Here is a 19,091-nt window from a genome sequence, read left to right as displayed (position 1 = left end):
CACTACATTTTCTCCATCGAATGCATGAGCGACAGGATCGCAGGACCCGCGATCACCAGCAGCAGCGCCGGCAGCAACGTCAGCATCATGGTCAGCGTCATCTTGACGGTCAGCTTGCCGATACGCTCCTTCATCGTGTGCCGGCGCTGTTCGCGCAACCGTTCGCTGAACTGCGCCAACGGTTCCTGTACCGCGCCGCCGTGCCGCTCGACCTGGACGATCAGGCGGACCAGGGCGCGCAGGTCGTCGTTGTCGTAGACTTCGCGCAGTCGCGCCAGCGACAGCTCGCGGCTGCGGCCGGTCGAATATTGGCGGTTGGCGCTCTCGAACTCGCGCGACAAGATCGGCAGGATGCCGCCAAAGTCACTGACGATGACGTACAGACTCTGGTCCATCGACAGCCCCACGCCTTGCAACAGGCGAAGCAGGTCGATCAGCAGCGGCAGTTCGCCGACCAGCGCCTCGCAGCGCTTTGCGGCGCGCCGGGCAATGGCGAATTTTGGCAACAACAGCCCGAGCCCGAAGCCCGCGATGAGGCGCACCGCCGTGTCGACATCGCCGTTGCCGCGAAACCATACCCAGACGGCCGCAGGCAGAAGCAGCGCGGTTGCAACGCGAACGAAGATGAACAACGAGCGCGCGCGGGCGTCGTCGTAGCCGCATTGCGCGAGGATGATGCGGTCTTCGTCCGCAAGCAGATAGTGGCCGACACGCGTCTCGGACCAGCGCTTGCCCAGCGCCGCCGCTCGATCGAAAAGTCCGCGCCAGCCCCGGTCTTTCGGTGCCGGCTCTGCGTTATCCGAAGCGGCGGAAACGCTGTTGCCGCCGGCGATCGCCTGCAGCGCTTGTTGCTGACGGTTCGCCAGCACCTGCTCGATCTGACGTTCGCTGCGCAACTGGCGGAACATCCGCATCAACAACGCACCGGCCAACGTGAGGAGGCCGGCCGACATCAGCAGCAAGCCGAAAGTCAGGAAAACATCAGGGGACAAGCGCGGCAGCGTCATCATGTCGGCGTCAGATCGATTGTGCCAGGCGATACAGCAGGAATCCCCCGAGCACCTCCATGCCGAGGCCCGCGAGCAGCATTTTCTGGCCGTCCGGTTCGTGCAGCATCGGCTCGAAGAAGGCGGGATTGAGCAGCATCAGCATGGCACCCACGCCGATCGGCAACAGCGAGAGCACCCACGCCGACATGCGCGTCTCGGAAGACATTGCGACCAGCTCCTTCTGTGCCTGCTCGCGATCGCGCATGAAGCTGGCCATGCGCGACAGGATCTGGTCGGCACGCCCGCCGAACCGCGTACTGAGATCCACCACGGCGGCGAACAGGTAGATTTCGTCGACCCGGTGCACACGCGCGATCTGCCTGAGGGCGACGTCGAGGTCGACGCCGGCCTGCACTTGCCGGGCTGCCCGTTCGAGCAAGTCGCGCAACGGCGCCTCGCTATTGCCGGCCGACGTCTGGAACGCGGCGGGAAGGCTGTTGCCGATCGTCAGCATGCGCACCATGCCGTCAAGGAATGCCGGCAGTTGGCGCACGATCGCGCGATAGCGGCGCGCGGCCTTCAGCCAGTACCGGAAGACGACAAGCAGCGTGTACAGCACCAGCACGACCCCGGCCGACAACGGCCCGGCCGAGAAGCCCATGGCGAGGGTGAGCAGGACCGCCGGAATCAGTATCTGCATGTACAGCGACGGCGATGGCGCAACGCCGGCGCGTTCGAAGAAAAATTCCCACGGCAGTGCCCGGCGCGGCTGGGTGCGTAGTGCACCGTCCGCCTGCGCTGTGTGTCGGGACGCTGCGTGCGCAAGCTGCTGGTCGATGAACGCGCTCGTCGCCTGCGCATGCGCCCGTACATGGCTGCGGCGCCACAGTTCCAGCCCCGCCGCGACAAGCAGCAGGGCCGCGCAGCCGATCCAGAGGAGGATGGCATTCATCGCCGTCTTCCGAAGAAGCCGCCGCCCGAATCCGGCGGCACGTTGCCGCCCTGCGAAGACTGGGCGGCCCCCGCGCCGCGCGTGAGTTCCTTGTAGCGCTGCAGCTTCGGCGAATGCGGCTGGATGCCGAGGGAGGTCCAGCGATCCTTTTCTTCGCCATCCGAAGCGATGTACGCTTCGTGACGATAGAGCTCCTGGGTCGAGATGACGGTGTCGCTCACGCCCGTGACTTCCGTGATCGACAGAATGCGGCGGCGGCCGCTCGACAGGCGTCCGATCTGCACGATGAAATCGAGCGCACTGGTGATCTGCCGGCGCAGGCTGCTTTCGCTGCCCTGAAACCCCGCGAAGCCCGCCAGCATCTCGAGACGATACAGACATTCGCGCGGCGAGTTCGCGTGGATCGTCGCCATCGACCCCTCATGCCCGGTGTTCATCGCCTGCATCATCTCCAACACTTCGGAGCCGCGCACTTCGCCCACGATGATCCGGTCGGGGCGCATCCGCAAGCTGTTGCGGATCAGGTCGCGAATCGTCACCTCGCCGGAGCCGTCGAATCCGCCCTGACGCGATTCGAGCCGCACCACGTGGGGGTGGTTCAACGACAATTCCGCCGTGTCTTCGACCGTGACCACGCGTTCGGTCGCCGGAATGAAGCTCGCCAGCGCGTTGAGCAGCGATGTCTTGCCCGAACTGGTCCCGCCCGACACGAGGATGTTGCAGCGCGACCGCACGGCGGCTTCGAGCAATGCGTAGATTTCTTCGTTGAAGCTGCCGAGCGCCAGCAGATCGGACGGCTTGAGCGGGTCCTTGCGAAACTTTCGAATCGACACCACCGGACCATCCACGGCCAGCGGTTCGATCACGACGTTCAGGCGTCCGCCGTCCGGCAGACGAGCGTCGACCATCGGGTTGGATTCATCAAGCCGGCGCCCGATCGGCGCCAGAATGCGCCGCACGATCCGCAGCAAATGCTGGTTGTCGGAGAACCGGATCGCCTCGCGCGCCAGAATACCCAGGCGCGATACGTAGACGTCGCTGTAGCCGTTGATCAGGATGTCCTCGACAGCCGGATCGGTCAGCAAGTCTTCGATCGGCCCGAAGCCGGCCAATTCTTTGGTCAGCGCGTCCGCGATCTGGCGCAGCTCCGACTCATTGATCGGAATGCGGCGCAGGCGCACGAACCCGTCCATCTCAAGGTCGACGAACTGCTGAATCGCGCCGCGGCTCCATCGTCCGAACTCTGCGCCCAACTCTTCGATGCGCGCGAGCAGATGTTCATGCGCGGCCGTCTTGATGTCCTGGAATTGCTGCGAGCTGGCGAACGCACTGCTGTCGTCGGCAAACTCGATCGAATTGCTCATATCAGTGCTTTCCCATGAAACGTCCCAACCAACCCTGCGCCGCGCGGGCTGCAGCCGCTTGCGACACCATCAGCCGCTCGGCCAGCGGCTGCAAAGCGCGTACGTACGGATCACTGCGTCCCGTGTCGAGAATCAACTTGCCCTGGTTGGTCGCGCTGAGCATGGCCAGCGGCCGGTCGGGGAGCGTGGCGAGCAGCGGCACGTCGAAGCGCTTGGCGATCTGTTCGGCCGCCATGCCGTAGCGCGGATCGTAGCAATTGAGCACCAGGTGCATGTGGCCGCGCTCGACGCCCTTCTCATCCAGGTCGTGCAACAGGTTCGCCAGCGACACGATCGCACCCACACTCTGGTCAGCGACTAGCCAGACCTCGTCAGCGGCACGCGCGAGACTGGCAACGAACGCGGGATTCGAAAATCCGCCGAGATCAGCGACGATCAGATCGAAGAATGCACGCAGGCGGTCAGTCAGCGACAGCGCATCGGCCGCCGCGACCGCGCGCATTTCGCCGAGATCCTGCGGCAGCGGCACGACAGTGAGGCCGCTCGTCGTGCGGGTCATGGCGGTGTGGACCAATGTTTCGTCGAGCCGGCGCAAGTTCTGGACGGCTTCGGCGAAATGGAAATGCCCCTGCGTGTTGAGATACAGAAGTCCATCCCCGGCGGGCAGGCCAAGATCGAGCAAGGCAACGTGTCCCGGGGCCGCGGCCTCATTGCCCTTCGTCTGCTTCGCCGTACGCGGCCCCGCGCGCATCTCCTGGGCAAGTTGCGTGAGATGCGCGCTGAGCGTGCTGCAGCCCACGCCGACGCGCGCGCCAATCAGTGCAATGAAGCGCCCATGGCGCATGGGCGCGGCGTCTGGCGCCGACGCATGATCCAGCACGCGGCGCACGACTTCGAGCGCTTCCTCGTGATTCGAGGCCATGTCGATGAAGTCGTGAACGCCGGCGCGAATGGCGGCTTTCATGCCGTCGGCGCGCGCCATCGTGCCGACCGCCACGAGCGGCAACTTTGGCGCCACGCGCTTGAGCATGCGCGTCAGGTCCACGGCTTGCGCGATGCCGCCGTCGTCGGGACTGTCGGGGCGGCCGTCGGACGCCCCCGAAAAATCGAGCAGGACGAGCTGCGGATCGAGGTCGCCGATGCGCTGTTGCAACTGCGCAGGACGCCCCGCTTCCTGCAATACCACGCCCGCGCCTCGCAGCGCTTCGGACAGCCACTCACCGTGGCTGCCGTGCGCGGAGCAGAAGAGGAAGCGGTGCAGCTCGGTCATGGTATCCAGTATTCGGGTCGGTGCATTCATGGTTCTGCTCCTGCCTGGGCGGCGCGGGCACTCACTTGGAGAAACCCGGCAACTCACTGTCGCTGGCGACACCCATCAGATAGGCGCCCCACACGGGGCCGTTACGCTGCTCGCGTGCATCGCCGGGCAACGGCAGCTTCACGCCCTTGGCGATTGGCTTGACCAGATGGGGCGTAACGACGATGACGAGTTCCTTTTCTTGTTGCGTGTACTTCAAGTTACGGAAAAACGCGCCGATGATCGGCAGATCGCCGAGCAAAGGCACCTTGCTCACGGCGGCCGTCGTGGTGCGCGAGACCAGGCCGCCGATCACGAAGCTCTCGCCGTCGCCAAGCTCGACGGTCGTGTCGGCGCGGCGCGTCACGATCGACGGAATCACGGTCCCGGAAATCGTCACCGTGTTGGTGAAATCGATGTCGCTCGCCTCAGGCGCGACCTTCAGCGCGATGCGCTCGGGCGACAGGACGGTCGGCGTCAGCGTGAGGCCGATGCCGAACGGCTTGTAGACGATGGTCGTGGTGCCAAGGCCGCCGGACTGCGGAATCGGCAGCTCGCCCCCCGCAAGAAAGCTGGCGCTCTGTCCCGACAGGGCCACCAGGGTCGGTTCCGCAAGCACGCGCCCCATGCCGTTGCTCTGCAGCAGGTTGATGGCGGCGGACATATTGAAGACGCCGCGCGTCAACGACCCCGTCAGCGTGAAGGCATTGCCCAGACGCGGCGAAAGCGCACTGGCCACGCCATAGGAAAATGTATTGCTCCGCTCCGACAGCGCGAAATCGACGCCGATCTGCTTGAGGGCGTTGCGATTGACCTCGACCACCTTGACATCCACCTGCACGACACCGGTCTGGCCGACCGTCGATCGGTCCAGCACGACGCCGGCGGCGCCGCCGGCCTGCTGCGCCGCCTGTTGAGCCGCCTGCGCGCGTTCGTTGTGTTCGAGCACCGATGCCGAGTGCCCGCTGACGACGGCCGCATTGCCACGCACGTCGACGTCGGCCGTCTCGCCAAGCGCGCCCTGCAGTTCACCCATGACCCGAATGCGCCATTGCACGGGCGCGCCGCCGCGCGGCCAGACGGACACCTGTGTCATCCCCGCCTTTTTGCCAACGACCAGCACCGACCCCTTGCGCGTACCGCTGCCGCGCAATACGACGACGTCGGCGATGGCCGGATCGGCAACCGCCACGCGTTCAAGCGTGCCGGGCAGCGGTAGTTCGCGCTGCTCGTGTACACCCAGCGCCATCGTGTTGCCACCGCCCGTGTCGGCAGCCCAGGCGGTGTGCGCGGCCAGAATCACGGCCGATATCAGCAACACCGTCATCATCAGCAGCAAAATCCCCGTTTCACGTCTGGCAAAACAAACCTGGCTTCTCATCATGTCGTGGCGTCTTGTCGGTCGCACTATGTGTTATCCATCCGTTATCAGTCAAACTTGCAAACGCCCATTTCCTCGCGACGGCAGGCCGCCGCCGCACGCCGCTAGAAAGCCGCCGCGCCGCGCTCGGCGCCGCGAATCACTTCAACGGTATGCCCGCCGCCCTCGCCCCGGGTGCCCGAAGGCGCGCGCGCCGCCGGACGGCGCACCGGGTCGCCGGCCAGCGCGGTCGTTGCCAACCCCGCGTAAGCCTGGTTCTCCGGCGTGGCGAGCGCGACTTTCTGCTCCGGGCTCAGGTTCGAGCGCGCCGCGAGCACGGGCGGAGTCGTCGGGAATAGCGAGACATCGGGTGTCGTTTCGTCGCCCGGGCTGCGCAGCGCGAGCGTCAGCTTGCCCTGTTGCGTGCCAAGCACCAGCCGGTTCACGTCCGCGACCGGCACGGCAACGACTGCTGCCGTAGCCGGCATCGGCGGCACGCCGTTCGCCGCAGGGGTAGCGTTGGTCTGTGCGGGCGCCCCCGAAGCCGGCGCCGGTGCGTTCGCCTGGGGCGAAGTTACGTCGTCGAGCGTCGCCGGGCCGTAGCTCAATACGCGCACGCGCGAGGCCAGCAGGCGGGCTTGCTGGTCGTCGGCGGGCGTCGTCACACTCGCGGTGGCATTGGTCTTCATGGTGAAAAAAACGTCGACGAAATCGCCGGGCCGGATCCGGTTGCCGGCCCCCACGACCTCGGTCACGGGAATTGCAACGGCACGTTCGCCCGATCGCAACTGCATCGCGATGCCGCGCGCGAGCGCATTTTGCGTGATCGGCGCGCCGGCGGCGACGGCCACAAGCGGCACGCGGCCGACGACGTCCTCGGGATTGGCAAAGCCGTTGGCGGTCGGGTTATCGGACGTGACGAGTTTGATGTCCGCCGCCGTGATCGGCCGGCCGGCGTCGAGCGCGTGCGTCGCGACGAGCGCCGGGAAGCGCTGCGTAAGCGTTTGCGCCACCTGCGGCGTGACAGCCGGCACCGCCGGCGACGTGCTGCCCATCCGTAACGCGAACAGCGCGAGCAACGCGCCGGCAACGACCAACACTGCAGCAAGAATCTTTGTGGCTTTGTTCATGGCGTGGGGCCTTGCGGCCTGACGATCCCTATGATTTTGCGCAGCCGGATGAACCGATGCGCGCTCACGTTCCCGCCGTCAACGTGGACGTATCCAGCGTGACAGCGGCAGTACCGGTCAATGTTTGTGGAACGATGGTGCCAAGGCCCGGCCAGGATGCGACCAGGCCCTGGTTGGACGTCAACGTGACATGCAGGATGCACTGCGGTATCGTCGGCGTGGCCGTCGGACAGGGGTATGTCGGGTCTGCCGAGAACACGATACCGTTGGCCTGGGCAAGCGCCGGCCAGGTGAGCGTCTGGTTGATGACGGTGGTGGCATAGCCCTGCCGTTGGGCGAGCGTGCCGGAGCGCAATGCCGCCCGCGCACCTTCGGCCGCCGCCTGAGACAGCATCTGGCGCGCCACCAGCGACAGCGAAAAGGCAATGGCGGCATAGAACGCCGGCAGCAGCAGGATCATCACGATCATGAACTCGATGGCCGCCACGCCGCGCATGCGCCGCGGCCGCTGCCGCGCGCGCGATCGCGCGGCCTGTACCTGTGCCCGCCGTCCGCCTGCCCTCATGCCCAAAACTCCCCGTCGCTTCCGGCCTTTGTAGGCCGTGTTCGGCGACGCTCATAGTCACATTCCTTGCGCGGCGTCGCCCGCGCCTCCCGAATCTTTTTGTATGCCTTACAACTTCACCAGCAACGCCGCCGCCGCAAGATACGCGCCGTACGGGATACCCTGCCGCCCCTCGCGCCACGCGTGCATGCGCCGCACCCAAGCCCACCCCGCCGTCCGTTCGCGCCAGGTTCGGGCAAACGGTCTGCGCCACAACAATGTCGCCGCTGCGTGGACCCCGGCCGCAAGACTTGCCAGCCACCACACCGGCAACAGGGTTGCATGTCCGGCAATGAGTCCGATCACCGCAAACAACTTGACGTCCCCGGCGCCCATCAAATTCCAGCGCCAGAACGGCAGCAGCACGACCCCTCCGAGCAAACCACCGGCCAGGTGAGACCAGACCGATACGGGCGCCGCCTGCGTTGCGGCGACTCCGGACAAGTCGCAACTGCCCAGCCACAGCAGTGTCAGCGCTGTGACCGCAAACAACAGCGTGTTCGGAATTCTGCGTGCCGTCGTATCGAGCACGATCACTGGCACACACAGCAACACGAGCAATGCCAGCACCTAACTGCCGCTGCTGGTTTTCACGTTGCCGACGGCCGTCGTCACCTGACCGAATATGGTTCCGATGGCCGTACTCATCTGCGTGTAGAACACGCCCCCGATGACCACCGCGACGACCGCTGCGAGAATGCCGTATTCCAACGCCGTCACACCGGCTTCGTCGCGAAAGAACCGTTGAAATCCACGGATCAGTCTCATCTCACACTCCCCGGATAACTTTCTCTTCTTATGCTGTCCAATGCGCCCGGCAACTACTGGGTCTTCACGTTGGTGACGGCGGCCGAGACCTTGGAGAATATGGAAGTGACGGTCGTGCTCATCTGCGTGGAAAACACCCCGCCAATGACCACCGCGACCACCGCTGCAAGAATGCCGTACTCGAGCGCCGTCACACCGGCTTCGTCACGGGAAAAACGTCGAATGCCACGAACCAGATTCATACCCCTCCTCTGTAGCGCGTCTTGCGCCAAACTTTTTTGGCATAAGGAGACCTATCCGCCTGACGGCGATCACCCTGCGCCACTTGCTAATGTTGAAATTCGGCCATCGACCCGGCATGTCGCAAATGCTGTGGACCCGGTTCGGTCCGAAAATCACGCGGCCGATTGATCCGCCTGACCACCACTTGCGCTGCGAGTTCTTTTTTCGATCGTAATTTAAACTAAAACGAAAGAACTAGAGTAATCCCACCAATCAGCGTTTCAAATGTAAGAATTGGTTACTCCGTTCGCATGAACAATACTCCAAAACGATGTCCTGCAACGCTGTCAAGGGAAAACCATGATGACAATCCGGCAACCGCCGACCCGTCTGAAAATATGGTTCGTTCTTTTAAACTTGCGTTTGCAACCTGATTGAAATGTCCCTGCCGGCGCAACGCCTCTCGATTCGAACTGCCGCATTCTGCCCCACTACGCGACCCCGTCCAGCAGCCCGGTGATCATTGACTTTGCCGGCCCCTGCAATGCGAACGCAAGCGTTTATTTACGCGCTTTCGCGCCCCCGCGCCCCGTCAAGCGTTACGGAATTTCGGCCCGTTTCGTTCCCGGCGTTACGTTACGGAACCCGTAACGTGGCCCGTAACACGCCACACGATTCGTTCAATTTTTGCCGCGTTAACCCTAGGACGACAATACCCGAATATCTCGAACCTAGAGATTCTTATTTTCCGAAAGTCAAATAAACACAGGCTTTCCGGCCACTTGATTGAAAAATTAGAAGTTTTATTCGAGTCATCTGGCGCGCACTGGCATTCTTTTTGCGAAATCCCCCCGCATTGCAATGCAAACAAACCGTCGGGGGACGCCATGATCATTGGCAATACAAAGCAATCCACACCGCTTCCTGCCGCCTTTGCGGCGCGAAGCCGGTGCATTGGCGAAGTGGCCCGCAGCGAGGCCGCCGCCACAGAAGATCGTAGAGGCGCAAGCCCAGGGAGGGGCGGATGGGAAGGCGGTGGCGAACGCGCCACCGCCGCTCCGCTCCCGGGTGCAACGGCCACGATTTCGGCCCAGGAGAAATCCGGCCAACAGAGCGCAGCCATCGAGGCGCTCCTGCATGTCCTCATCGGGCAACACATGCACGCCCGCATGACGACCCAAGCATCGCGCTGATTCAAGACCTGAAAGACCAGAGGAAAACATTATGAAAACCATTCAACGCAATGTCATCGCTTCTGCCTGTGTCCTGGCCATGCTGGCCCTCACCGGTTGCGCCGGCTCAGGGGTCGGCAGCACCAGCGGCTCCGTCGGCTCCACCGATTCAGGTGCGAGCGCCGGCGCGACCGGCACCAGCACAGACGGCGGCTCGGGTGGCCCGAACACCGGCGGCCCGAACAGCACCGGTTCGGGCGGCGGCTCGGGCGGCTGCAGTACCTGCGGCGACAACGGAGGCAACAACGGCGGCAACAACGGCGGCGGCAACGCTCCGTCGGCCAACGCAGTCGGCGTGGTGAGCGCAGCGGCCGGTACGGGCGTTGTCACGCAACTGGGGCAGACCGTTGCTGACCTCGGTAGCACGCTGGGCGGCACGTCGCTGCCGCTGGTATCGGCGCAAACGCAAAGTGGTCTGTCCGGCGCGGCGGTGTCGACCGGCAACGCGGTGAAGTCGCTTGGCGGCGGGATCACCAACGGGCTAGGCCAACTCGGCGCGATCCCGGATCCGTTGAATCCGACGCTCGCGAGCACCGGCGGCGTGGTGAGCAATCTGGGCCAGGCCGGCGTCGACCTGGGGAGCGCGGTGAGCGGCCTCGGTCAAACCGGCCCGCTCGCCAGCACGCCGATCGGTAGCCTGACGGGCCTGCTGGGCGGCGTCGTCACGCAAGTCGGTCAAGCCGGCATCACCGGCGGCAACATGCTGACGACCGCCATTACCACGGGCCCGGTGCAGCAACCGACCTCGACCGTCAGCGGGATCATCAATCCGATCACGTCGATGGCGGTAGGCACGACCCAATCGATGGGTGCGGCGACGCCGCTCGGTCAGCCGGTTGCGGGCCTGGTGGGGCAAGTCGGCAACGGATTGAACCTGGCCGGCGGCACGATCGGCGGCAGCGTCAACAACCCGATTGCCACCGACGTCGGCGGCGTCGTATCGGGTCTGGGCAACATCGTGACGGCAGCCGGCGGTTTGCCCTATAGCCCGAACGCCAATGCCAATCCGCTCGCAGCCGTGTCGACTGCGCTCAGCGGCCTGGGTGGTCTCGGCGGCGTCGGTGGCAGCAGTGGCAGCCCGCTTGCACCGGTGACTAATCTCGTCACCTCGCTGACCGGTGGTCTGAGTGGTCTTGGCGGTGCAGCCGGCGGCGCAGGCAGCCCGCTTGCACCGGTGACGAACGTGGTCAGCTCGCTGACCGGTGGCCTCGGCGGGCTCGGCGGTGCAGCCGGCGGCACTGGCAACCCGCTTGCACCGGTCACGAACGTGGTCAGCTCGCTGACCGGTGGCCTCGGTGGTCTCGGCGGTGCAGCCGGCGGCACTGGCAACCCGCTTGCACCGGTCACGAATGTGGTCAGCTCGCTGACCGGTGGCCTCGGTGGCGCAACGGGCGGCACCAGCAGTTCGTCGGGCGGCACGCTGGCACAGGCGACTGGTCTGCTTGGCGGCTTGCTCGGCGGCAAGAAGTAAGCGCCCGGCCGAACCGGACACCAGTACCGAAAGCATTGACGAATTGGGCCAGGCGACGCCCGCACCCAGGCCGTCGCCCCAACGCGGCATCGCAGATGAAAAACGAAAGGGGGCGGCCGGGGTGCTGCGCCTGCGAAACACCAATAGGGAGATACACCATGACGATCGCACTTCAAAAGACGCTTCTCACGACCCTGGCCGCCAGCGCTTTCGTGCTGGCCGGCTGCTCCAGTACCGGCGGCGGCGGCGCCGCGGGCACCGTCAATACCGGCACCCCCAACGCGGTCGGCACAACCGCCGGCAATGCGGGCGGCGTCGTCAGCAGCGCCGGCACCGTTGTCAGCGCCCTGGGCGACACCATCGCCAGCACCAACCTGCCGCTCGTCAACCCTCAGGCCAATCAAGGCATGGGCGGCGCGTTAAGCAAGACCGGGCTGGCAGTGAGCGACCTTGGCAAAGCCGTGACGAACGGTCTCGGCACAACCGGTGCGTCGACGGACCCGGTCGGCACCACGCTCGCCGGCACAGGCAACGTGGTGACGGACCTTGGCCAGGCTGGCGTCTCACTCGGCAGCGGCGTCGCCGGCATCGGCAAGAGCGGGCCGCTGGCCGGCACGCCCGTCGACACCTTGACCGGCGCACTGGGAAATGCAGTCTCGACGGTTGGTCAGGCTGGCATTGCCGGCGGCTCGGTCCTGACGCAAGCGTTCACCGGCGGCCCGGCCGTGCAGGCGACCACGGCGTTGAGTTCGGCGATCACGCCGATCACGAACACAGTGTCCGACACGACCCACACCGTGGGCAGCACAAGCGGTCTCAATGGCCCCGGCGCAAGCCTGCTGGGCACCGTTGGCGGCGCGGTCGCCGGTGTCGGCGCCCAAATCCAGGGCATGGCGCCGAATGCCGTCGTCGCCAACCTGGGCAACACGGTCGTTGCGACGGGCAACACCGTCAGCGGCTTGGGCGGTGTCGTCAATGGTCCAACGAGCACCGGCGGCAGCAACTCATTCGGCTCGTTGCTCGGCAACCTCGGCGGTGTGACGTCGGGCGGCCCGGCGACGGCGAGCACCCCGCTGGGGCCCCTCTCATCGGTGACCGGCTTGCTCGGCGGCACGAGCAGCGGCAATCCGCTGAGCGGCCTCACCGGCGGGCTTGGCGGTCTGCCGGGCGGCAGCAGCGCAAGCAGCCCGCTGGCGCCCGTCACGAATCTGTTGGGTACCGTCACATCGGCTGCCGGCGGTAGCGCCGGCAGTGGCGCTAGCGGCGGCGTGACAAGTCTGCTGGCCCCCGTCACCAACCTGCTCGGCAGTGTCGGCAAGTAACCATCCTTCGCGAGAGGAGATCGCCATGGCCCGCTTCAGACGTGAAACCGGCTTGCTGTTGCGCAGCCATGGCGAACCCGCCAGCGCATTTTCCGAACCCGCGGCAGGCCGCGCCGACACCGCCGCGCCGCATGCGCCCAACGACACCATGAGCGACCGTCATTCGAATCGCAACGACCTCGTTACCGGCATCGTCCGCTCATTGGGCCGCAGACTGTCCGTCTATACCGCGCTGTATCACTCGGCGTTGGCAGAGCAGCTTGGATTGAACGTCACCGACTTGAACGCATTGGACCTGATTCTGGAGCTCGAATCGGTGACAGCCGGCCAGTTGGCGGAGCTCATGGGGGTTAGTTCCGGCGGCATCACCACCGTCATTGACCGTCTCGAGCGTGCCGGGTTCGTCGAGCGGGAAAAAAATCCGCACGATCGCCGCATGGTCATGATTCACCCGATCGAATCGCGCTGCGCCGAGATCGAGACCTATCTCGCTTCCATTTCGCGAGAGATCACGGCGGTCAGCGCCGCCTACGATCACAACGAGCTGGCGGCCATTCACGACTTCCTCGTGCAGAGCATCCGCACCTTGAAGAGTGAGACCTTCCGCCTGCGCTTCGAAGCGGATCAGGACATTGCCGGCCTGGTAACGGGCGCCAGGCCGAAAGGGTAGACGAAACGCGGCCCGCAGCGCCCACCGGCGGCGTCGTCATCGCCGCCCGGGGGGCGGCCGCACTGCAAACGCCGCGCCGGGGCATTTAACTTTGTAGTACAAATTAAAGCCCTGCAGCAAGACCATGATAAGCGCTGCAAGCCCCCGAACGGAGCGCGGTTGAGCCGGCCCGGCGCGAGCAAGCCCTTGCCCGCGTCGTCCGTGTCAATACCCGAGCGCATCCATCCGGGTGACCTTACTCGTCGCGCACCCAGGTTTGCGTGCGGCCGAGCAGCGCCAAGCCGAGAAAGCCACGGACTTCGAGCTTCTTGCCGCCGTCGACGACCTTCATCTTGCAGCTGTAGATCATGCCGTTTTCGGGATCGAGGATCTTGCCGCCGACGAATTCGTCGCCATCCTTGCGAATGCCCTGGATGATTTCCATACCCAGCATTTTCTGACCCTTGCGCGCATCCGTGCAGGCGGTGCACACGCGATTCGGATCGTCGTTCTCACCCAGCCCCTTCGTGATGGTGCCGACATACTCACCGTTCTTTTCCGTGATCGTCACGAGCGCCTTGGGCTTGCCCGTCTTGTCGTCGATGGTCTTCCAGACCCCGGCGGGCGTGACGGACTGCGCAAACGCCAGTGATGCACTACCGAACATGGCAGCGGCAATACACACGCGCGCGCCGATCTTGTAGAACTGCGGGCGCCACTGCGCCGCGAACGATGAATTCGTCATGATGTCTTCCTCCCGGATTGGTTTGTCGTAGGGCCGCCGCGCAATGCCAAGGCATCGGCGACTGCCACGTTGAAGATTACGACAAACCCGGCGCCGCGTGCTGAGGAAGTCCTCTAGCCGTGCATCATGCGCCGCCCGCTCACATCGCCGGCAACTGAATCGCCGTGAGACGCCATTGGACGAGATTGCGGCGCGAGAGCGTAAACGTCACGACGCGATCGGGGCGATTGCTGCGGTGAACGTACACGAGGAAGTGGTTGAAGTCCTGAAACGCCGTCGTCGTCACCGTGCGCGGCGGCACATCGGGCACGTTCGCAGCGCTGTCGGCGGGCGCTGGCGACGTGGCCGGCGCCGGTGACCTGGGCTGCGGCGGAGCAGCCGGCGCGTCTTCCATGCGGGGCGCAGGCGCGCCTGGCACCGGCGGCAACCCGGTGCTGTCACCGCGCAACATGGCGGCCACCGCTTCCGGTGTCAGCAAGGCTTCGACAACCCGGTCCGAGACCCAGCTGCCGAACGCCAGCGCGAGTGCCCCGAACGGATTGTCGCGGCGCTTGTCCATTTCCTTCCCGAGCGCGTCGTGCAGGTTGGTCTTGAGACTCTCGCGCACGGCGGGATAGTCGACGTAGACGGACAGCGCCTGCGCATCGCGCGCATCGGCGGCCTGCTTGGCTCGCATAAGCACGTAATAGGGCGAGCCGAACAACGCGGCGGCGATGATCACGGGAACCAAAACAATGGCGAAGCCCCGCCAGGTCGTACGACGCATGCAATCTCCAGGAATCACCTTGCCGTCATGGTACGCGCTCATACGCGCGGCGCATTACACGGCTTACATTGCTTTACAAATACTTACAGCAACGCGGCGCCGCGCGCAATACGCTCAAAGTGTAATCGCCGGGGACGGAAATCGGTGCAGGGTTGCCCGCAATCCCAAGTGGGGTTTTCTCGATGCCGGCGAGCCATGGTGTCCGGCACGGATGCCGCAACGACAAGGAGGATGCATGAAACGCACCGTTCTTGTCCCGATTGTGTGGGGTGTTCTGATGGCGGGCGGCGCAGGCAGTGCGTTCGCCGACATCACGTCTGTGATCCCGTTCGGCCGCGTCTGGTCAGTCCAACAATCGCCGCCCCGAGGGCGCGGCCAAGGCAATAACGCCGAGGGCCCCGGCGGGGCGATGCAGCCCGCACCGGGCAGATCGCCGCAACAGGAAGTCCGGCCGCACGGCGACTTGCGCTCGGACATCTACAACCATATCCGCGAGCAACGCGGCGGCCCCCCGCCGTCCGAACCGCCGCCGCGCGAGCGACGTGGCGACCGGGGGCGCTGACGGTCAAGTCAGGGCCGTATCGACAATCCGGCGCGGCGTTTCAAGATACTCACGCGACTGCATCTCGACCAAACGCGAAACCGTCCGCGCAAACTCGTTTGCCAACGTGCCTTCGGGATACAAGTGCTCCGGCGGCACTGCGGCGGACATCAGCAACTTCACCTTGTGGTCGTAGAACACGTCGACGAGCCACGTGAACCGCCGCGCTTCGGATGCCATGCGTGGCGTCATTTGCGGTACGTCGGACAGCACCACGGTATGAAACCGGTTGGCCAGTTCGAGGTAATCGTTCTGCGAACGCGGGCCGCCGCATAGCGTGTGGAAATCGAACCAGACGACACCGCCGGCACGGCGCAACGCCTTGAGTTCGCGCTGCTCGATATGCAGCAGCGGACTTTCGTCAGGCACTTCGGCCAGCTCCGCGAAGGCACCGCGCAACGCCCGGTTCGCGTCGTTGCCGAGCGGATGATGGTAGACCTGCACTTGCGCCAGCGTACGGCGCCGGTAATCGATACCCGCGTCGACATTCAGGACATCGAGCCTTTCTTCGAGCAGTGCAATGGCCGGCAACACGCGATCGCGATGCAGTCCATCCGGATACAACGTGTCCGGGCGATAGTTCGATGTCATGACAAACTGAACGCCGTTCTTGAACAGCTCCGAGAGCAGCCGATGCAGGATCATCGCGTCCGCCACGTCCGAGACGTGGAATTCGTCGAAGCAAATCAGGCGGTACCGCTTCGCAATGCGCTTCGCGAGTTCGTCGAGCGGGTCTGGCATGCCCTTCAACGCCTGCAACTGGTGGTGCACCTCTCGCATGAATTCGTGGAAATGCAGACGCGTCTTACGCTGAATCGGCACCACGGCATAGAAGCTGTCCATCAGGAAGCTCTTGCCGCGCCCCACCCCGCCCCACAGATACACGCCCTTGGGCAGGTCCGGATGAACCAGCCACTTCTTGAGCGTATTCGAACGCTTCGCCTTGTATGCCGCCCATTGGTCGTAACAGCGCTGCAGGCGTTCAACCGCGCGCTCCTGGGCCTCGTCCGGGCGATAGCCGCGTGTCGAGAGCTCTTGTTGATAGTATTCGCGAACGTCCATACCACTACCGGGAAAAGGCGTGAAAACCGCCGCATGCGACGGCCGGAAACCGGCCGTGGGGGATGTCAAAACGACAAAGGCGAGTTGCCTCGCCTTTGCCGGTCAAACGCTATGCCAACATGATTACATGTTGAGCGAACGCTTCTCCACGCCAAGCGCGGCTTCGCGCATGACTTCCGACAGCGACGGGTGCGGATGGCAGATGCGGCCGATGTCTTCCGACGCTGCCTTGAACTCCATCGCCACCACCGCTTCGGCGATCAGGTCCGATGCGTTCAGGCCGATGATGTGAACCCCCAGAATTTCGTCGGTGGCGGCATCGGCCAGCACCTTCACGAAACCGTCGGACGCAGCCATGCCCAGCGCTCGGCCGTTGGCCATGAACGGGAACTGGCCGGCCTTGTACGCGCGTCCTTCCGCCTTCAATTGCTGCTCGGTCTTGCCGACCCAGGCGATTTCCGGCGCCGTGTAGATCACCCACGGAATGCAGTTGTAATCGATGTGCGGCTTCTGGCCGGCGATGACTTCCGCCACCATCACGCCTTCGTCTTCCGCCTTGTGCGCCAGCATCGGGCCGCGCACGACGTCGCCGATCGCGTACACATTCGGCAGCTTCGTGCGGCAATGGTCGTCGACGGGGATGAAACCGCGTTCGTCCACGGCCAGGCCGAGGTTGCCCAGGCCGAGGTCGTCGGTGTTCGGCACGCGGCCCACCGACACGATCAGGCGGTCGACCACGAGGGTCTGGTCCTTGCCGTCCTTGTCCGTGTATGCCAGCGTCACGCCGTTCTTGTCAGTCGTGACCTTGCTGATGTTCACGCCGACATGGATGTTCAGGCCCTGCTTTGCCAGCAGCTTGCCCGCTTCCTTGGCGATCGACTCGTCGGCCGCGCCGAGGAACGTCGGCATGGCTTCGAGCACGGTCACTTCCGAGCCCACGCGACGCCACACCGAACCCAGCTCGAGGCCGATCACGCCGGCGCCAATCACGCCCAGCTTCTTCGGCACCGTGTCGAAATTCAGGGCGCCTTCGTTGTCGGCCACGATCTTGTTGTCGACCGGAACGCCCGGCAGATGACGCGCCTTCGAGCCGGTCGCGATGATGATGTGCTTCGCGGTCACCGATTCCGAGGCATCGTCGCCGGTCACGTCGATCTGGTAGCCGCTGTCGTTCGTCGCGACCAGCTTGCCATGGCCCTTGAGCCACGTGATCTTGTTCTTGCGGAACAGGAACTCGATGCCCTTGGTCATCTTCGTCACGATGCCGTCCTTGCGGGCCAGCATCTTGGCGATGTCGATCTTCACGTCGGACACGGAAATGCCGTGATCCTTGGCGTGATGACCAATCTTCTCGAACTCTTCCGACGACGCCAGCAGCGCCTTCGAAGGAATGCAGCCGACGTTCAGGCAGGTGCCGCCCAGCGCGAGTTCGCCCTTGGGATTCTTCCATTTTTCAACGCAAGCCACGGACATGCCGAGCTGCGCGGCGCGGATCGCGGCGATATAACCGCCAGGACCGGCGCCGATCACGACTACATCAAATTCTTTTGCCATTTTTATTGAGACTCAGTGAGGTTGACGGCGGGGGACACGCGGTGCGCCGAAGCATATCCGGCGGACACCGCGTGATGCGCGTTCTCGCTTACAGGTCGAGCAGGAGGCGTGCCGGGTCTTCCAGCGCTTCCTTCATGGCCACGAGGCTCAACACGGCTTCGCGACCATCGATGATGCGGTGGTCGTAGCTCATTGCCAGATAGTTCATCGGACGGATGACGATCTCGCCGTTTTCCACCACGGCGCGATCCTTCGTGGCGTGCACGCCGAGGATGGCCGATTGGGGCGGGTTGATAATCGGGGTCGACAGCATCGAGCCGAACACGCCGCCGTTCGAGATCGAGAAGGTACCGCCGGTCATTTCTTCGATCGACAGCTTGCCGTCGGCAGCCTTCTTGCCGTATTCGGCGATCTTCTTCTCGATGTCGGCCAGGCTCATCTGGTCGGCATTGCGCAGGATCGGCACCACCAGGCCGCGCGGCGAACCGACGGCGATACCGATGTCGAAGTAGCCGTGGTAGACGATATCGTTACCGTCGATCGAGGCGTTCACGGCCGGGTACTTCTTCAGTGCGTGGACGGCGGCCTTGACGAAGAACGACATGAAACCCAGCTTCACGCCATGTTCCTTCTCGAACTTGTCCTTGTACTTGTTGCGCAGGTCCATTACCGGCTTCATGTTGACCTCGTTGAACGTGGTCAAGATGGCGTTGGTCTGTTGCGATTGCAGCAGGCGCTCGGCGATACGGGCACGCAGGCGCGACATCGGCACGCGTTGCTCCGGACGGCCTTCCAGCGACGTGTCGCGGCCGATCTGGGCGGGCACGGACGGCAGCGCAGGGCGTGCTGCGGCAGGCGCCGGGACACTTGCCGAGGCGGCAACCTTCGCGCCACCGGCGACGGCGGCGATCGCGTCGCCCTTCGTCACGCGGCCATCGCGGCCCGAACCCGCGACCTGGCCGGCGGCCAGACCGCCCTCAGCCAGCAGCTTGGCGGCAGCCGG

Annotated in this window: 19 protein-coding genes; 4 read left to right on the top strand and 15 right to left on the bottom strand. The window is 64.6% G+C overall.

Annotated features, from left to right (window positions below; translation table 11 throughout):
* Nucleotides 1–2: 2 nt before the first annotated feature.
* The 10 genes from PTE30175_RS24865 to PTE30175_RS24820 all read right to left on the bottom strand — a co-directional run bounded on the left by PTE30175_RS24865 (nucleotide 3) and on the right by PTE30175_RS24820 (nucleotide 8,706).
* A complete protein-coding gene (locus PTE30175_RS24865; protein WP_224788964.1) occupies nucleotides 3–1,010 on the bottom strand; it encodes a type II secretion system F family protein in 1,008 nt (335 codons plus the stop codon).
* A gap of 7 nt (nucleotides 1,011–1,017) precedes the next feature.
* The gene (locus tag PTE30175_RS24860; protein ID WP_150699748.1) at nucleotides 1,018–1,941 is read right to left on the bottom strand and encodes a type II secretion system F family protein; all 924 of its coding nucleotides are present in this window, start codon (nucleotides 1,939–1,941) and stop codon (nucleotides 1,018–1,020) included.
* The gene (locus PTE30175_RS24855) at nucleotides 1,938–3,305 is read right to left on the bottom strand and encodes a TadA family conjugal transfer-associated ATPase (protein ID WP_150699747.1); all 1,368 of its coding nucleotides are present in this window, start codon (nucleotides 3,303–3,305) and stop codon (nucleotides 1,938–1,940) included. The genes PTE30175_RS24860 and PTE30175_RS24855 overlap by 4 nt, the downstream gene beginning before the upstream one ends.
* Before the next feature lies 1 nt (nucleotide 3,306).
* The gene (locus PTE30175_RS24850; protein WP_224788963.1) at nucleotides 3,307–4,605 is read right to left on the bottom strand and encodes a hypothetical protein; all 1,299 of its coding nucleotides are present in this window, start codon (nucleotides 4,603–4,605) and stop codon (nucleotides 3,307–3,309) included.
* A 31-nt stretch (nucleotides 4,606–4,636) separates the two neighbouring features.
* On the bottom strand, nucleotides 4,637–5,929 hold the full coding sequence (locus PTE30175_RS24845) for a type II and III secretion system protein family protein (RefSeq protein WP_150699786.1): 1,293 nt from the start codon (nucleotides 5,927–5,929) through the stop codon (nucleotides 4,637–4,639).
* Between the two features lie 158 nt (nucleotides 5,930–6,087).
* Nucleotides 6,088–7,092: a Flp pilus assembly protein CpaB gene (gene cpaB, locus PTE30175_RS24840; RefSeq protein WP_150699746.1), complete on the bottom strand. Its 1,005-nt coding sequence runs from the start codon at nucleotides 7,090–7,092 to the stop codon at nucleotides 6,088–6,090.
* 64 nt (nucleotides 7,093–7,156) lie between these two features.
* Nucleotides 7,157–7,657: a TadE family protein gene (locus PTE30175_RS24835; RefSeq protein ID WP_150699745.1), complete on the bottom strand. Its 501-nt coding sequence runs from the start codon at nucleotides 7,655–7,657 to the stop codon at nucleotides 7,157–7,159.
* A 108-nt stretch (nucleotides 7,658–7,765) separates the two neighbouring features.
* Entirely contained in the window at nucleotides 7,766–8,266 is a 501-nt protein-coding gene (locus tag PTE30175_RS24830) for an A24 family peptidase (RefSeq protein ID WP_150699744.1), read from the bottom strand.
* Nucleotides 8,267–8,464 (bottom strand): Flp family type IVb pilin, encoded by a 198-nt coding sequence (locus PTE30175_RS24825; RefSeq protein ID WP_150699743.1) that lies wholly within the window; start codon nucleotides 8,462–8,464, stop codon nucleotides 8,267–8,269.
* Between the two features lie 53 nt (nucleotides 8,465–8,517).
* Complete coding sequence (locus PTE30175_RS24820; protein ID WP_150699742.1) at nucleotides 8,518–8,706, bottom strand: Flp family type IVb pilin; 189 nt, start codon at nucleotides 8,704–8,706, stop codon at nucleotides 8,518–8,520.
* Between the two features lie 1,204 nt (nucleotides 8,707–9,910).
* Here PTE30175_RS24820 and PTE30175_RS24815 point away from each other — a divergent pair.
* The 3 genes from PTE30175_RS24815 (at nucleotide 9,911) to PTE30175_RS24805 (ending at nucleotide 13,381) form a co-directional block, all read left to right on the top strand.
* Complete coding sequence (locus PTE30175_RS24815; protein ID WP_150699741.1) at nucleotides 9,911–11,389, top strand: collagen-like triple helix repeat-containing protein; 1,479 nt, start codon at nucleotides 9,911–9,913, stop codon at nucleotides 11,387–11,389.
* Between the two features lie 158 nt (nucleotides 11,390–11,547).
* Nucleotides 11,548–12,711, top strand: coding sequence for a collagen-like triple helix repeat-containing protein (locus PTE30175_RS24810; protein ID WP_150699740.1), 1,164 nt, complete (start codon nucleotides 11,548–11,550; stop codon nucleotides 12,709–12,711).
* 25 nt (nucleotides 12,712–12,736) lie between these two features.
* On the top strand, nucleotides 12,737–13,381 hold the full coding sequence (locus tag PTE30175_RS24805) for a MarR family winged helix-turn-helix transcriptional regulator (protein ID WP_150699739.1): 645 nt from the start codon (nucleotides 12,737–12,739) through the stop codon (nucleotides 13,379–13,381).
* 235 nt (nucleotides 13,382–13,616) lie between these two features.
* Here the strand turns inward: PTE30175_RS24805 and PTE30175_RS24800 are convergent, their stop codons facing one another.
* Complete coding sequence (locus PTE30175_RS24800; RefSeq protein ID WP_420819678.1) at nucleotides 13,617–14,027, bottom strand: DUF2147 domain-containing protein; 411 nt, start codon at nucleotides 14,025–14,027, stop codon at nucleotides 13,617–13,619.
* A 217-nt stretch (nucleotides 14,028–14,244) separates the two neighbouring features.
* Nucleotides 14,245–14,871: a DUF2939 domain-containing protein gene (locus tag PTE30175_RS24795; protein ID WP_191629204.1), complete on the bottom strand. Its 627-nt coding sequence runs from the start codon at nucleotides 14,869–14,871 to the stop codon at nucleotides 14,245–14,247.
* Nucleotides 14,872–15,106: 235 nt separating this feature from the next.
* On the opposite strand from PTE30175_RS24795, the gene PTE30175_RS24790 reads away from it, so the two are divergent.
* Entirely contained in the window at nucleotides 15,107–15,433 is a 327-nt protein-coding gene (locus PTE30175_RS24790) for a hypothetical protein (protein ID WP_150699736.1), read from the top strand.
* Nucleotides 15,434–15,436: 3 nt separating this feature from the next.
* Here the strand turns inward: PTE30175_RS24790 and zapE are convergent, their stop codons facing one another.
* The 3 genes from zapE to odhB all read right to left on the bottom strand — a co-directional run.
* Nucleotides 15,437–16,534: a cell division protein ZapE gene (gene zapE, locus PTE30175_RS24785; protein WP_150699735.1), complete on the bottom strand. Its 1,098-nt coding sequence runs from the start codon at nucleotides 16,532–16,534 to the stop codon at nucleotides 15,437–15,439.
* Between the two features lie 123 nt (nucleotides 16,535–16,657).
* Entirely contained in the window at nucleotides 16,658–18,088 is a 1,431-nt protein-coding gene (lpdA, locus tag PTE30175_RS24780) for a dihydrolipoyl dehydrogenase (protein WP_150699734.1), read from the bottom strand.
* An 88-nt stretch (nucleotides 18,089–18,176) separates the two neighbouring features.
* A partial coding sequence (gene odhB / locus PTE30175_RS24775; protein ID WP_150699733.1) for a 2-oxoglutarate dehydrogenase complex dihydrolipoyllysine-residue succinyltransferase occupies nucleotides 18,177–19,091 on the bottom strand: 915 nt, incomplete at its 5' end.

It is taken from the genome of Pandoraea terrae (genome assembly GCF_902459695.1).
GTDB classification, from domain to species: Bacteria; Pseudomonadota; Gammaproteobacteria; order Burkholderiales; family Burkholderiaceae; genus Pandoraea; species Pandoraea terrae.
This window is presented reverse-complemented; position numbering and strand designations above follow the sequence as displayed.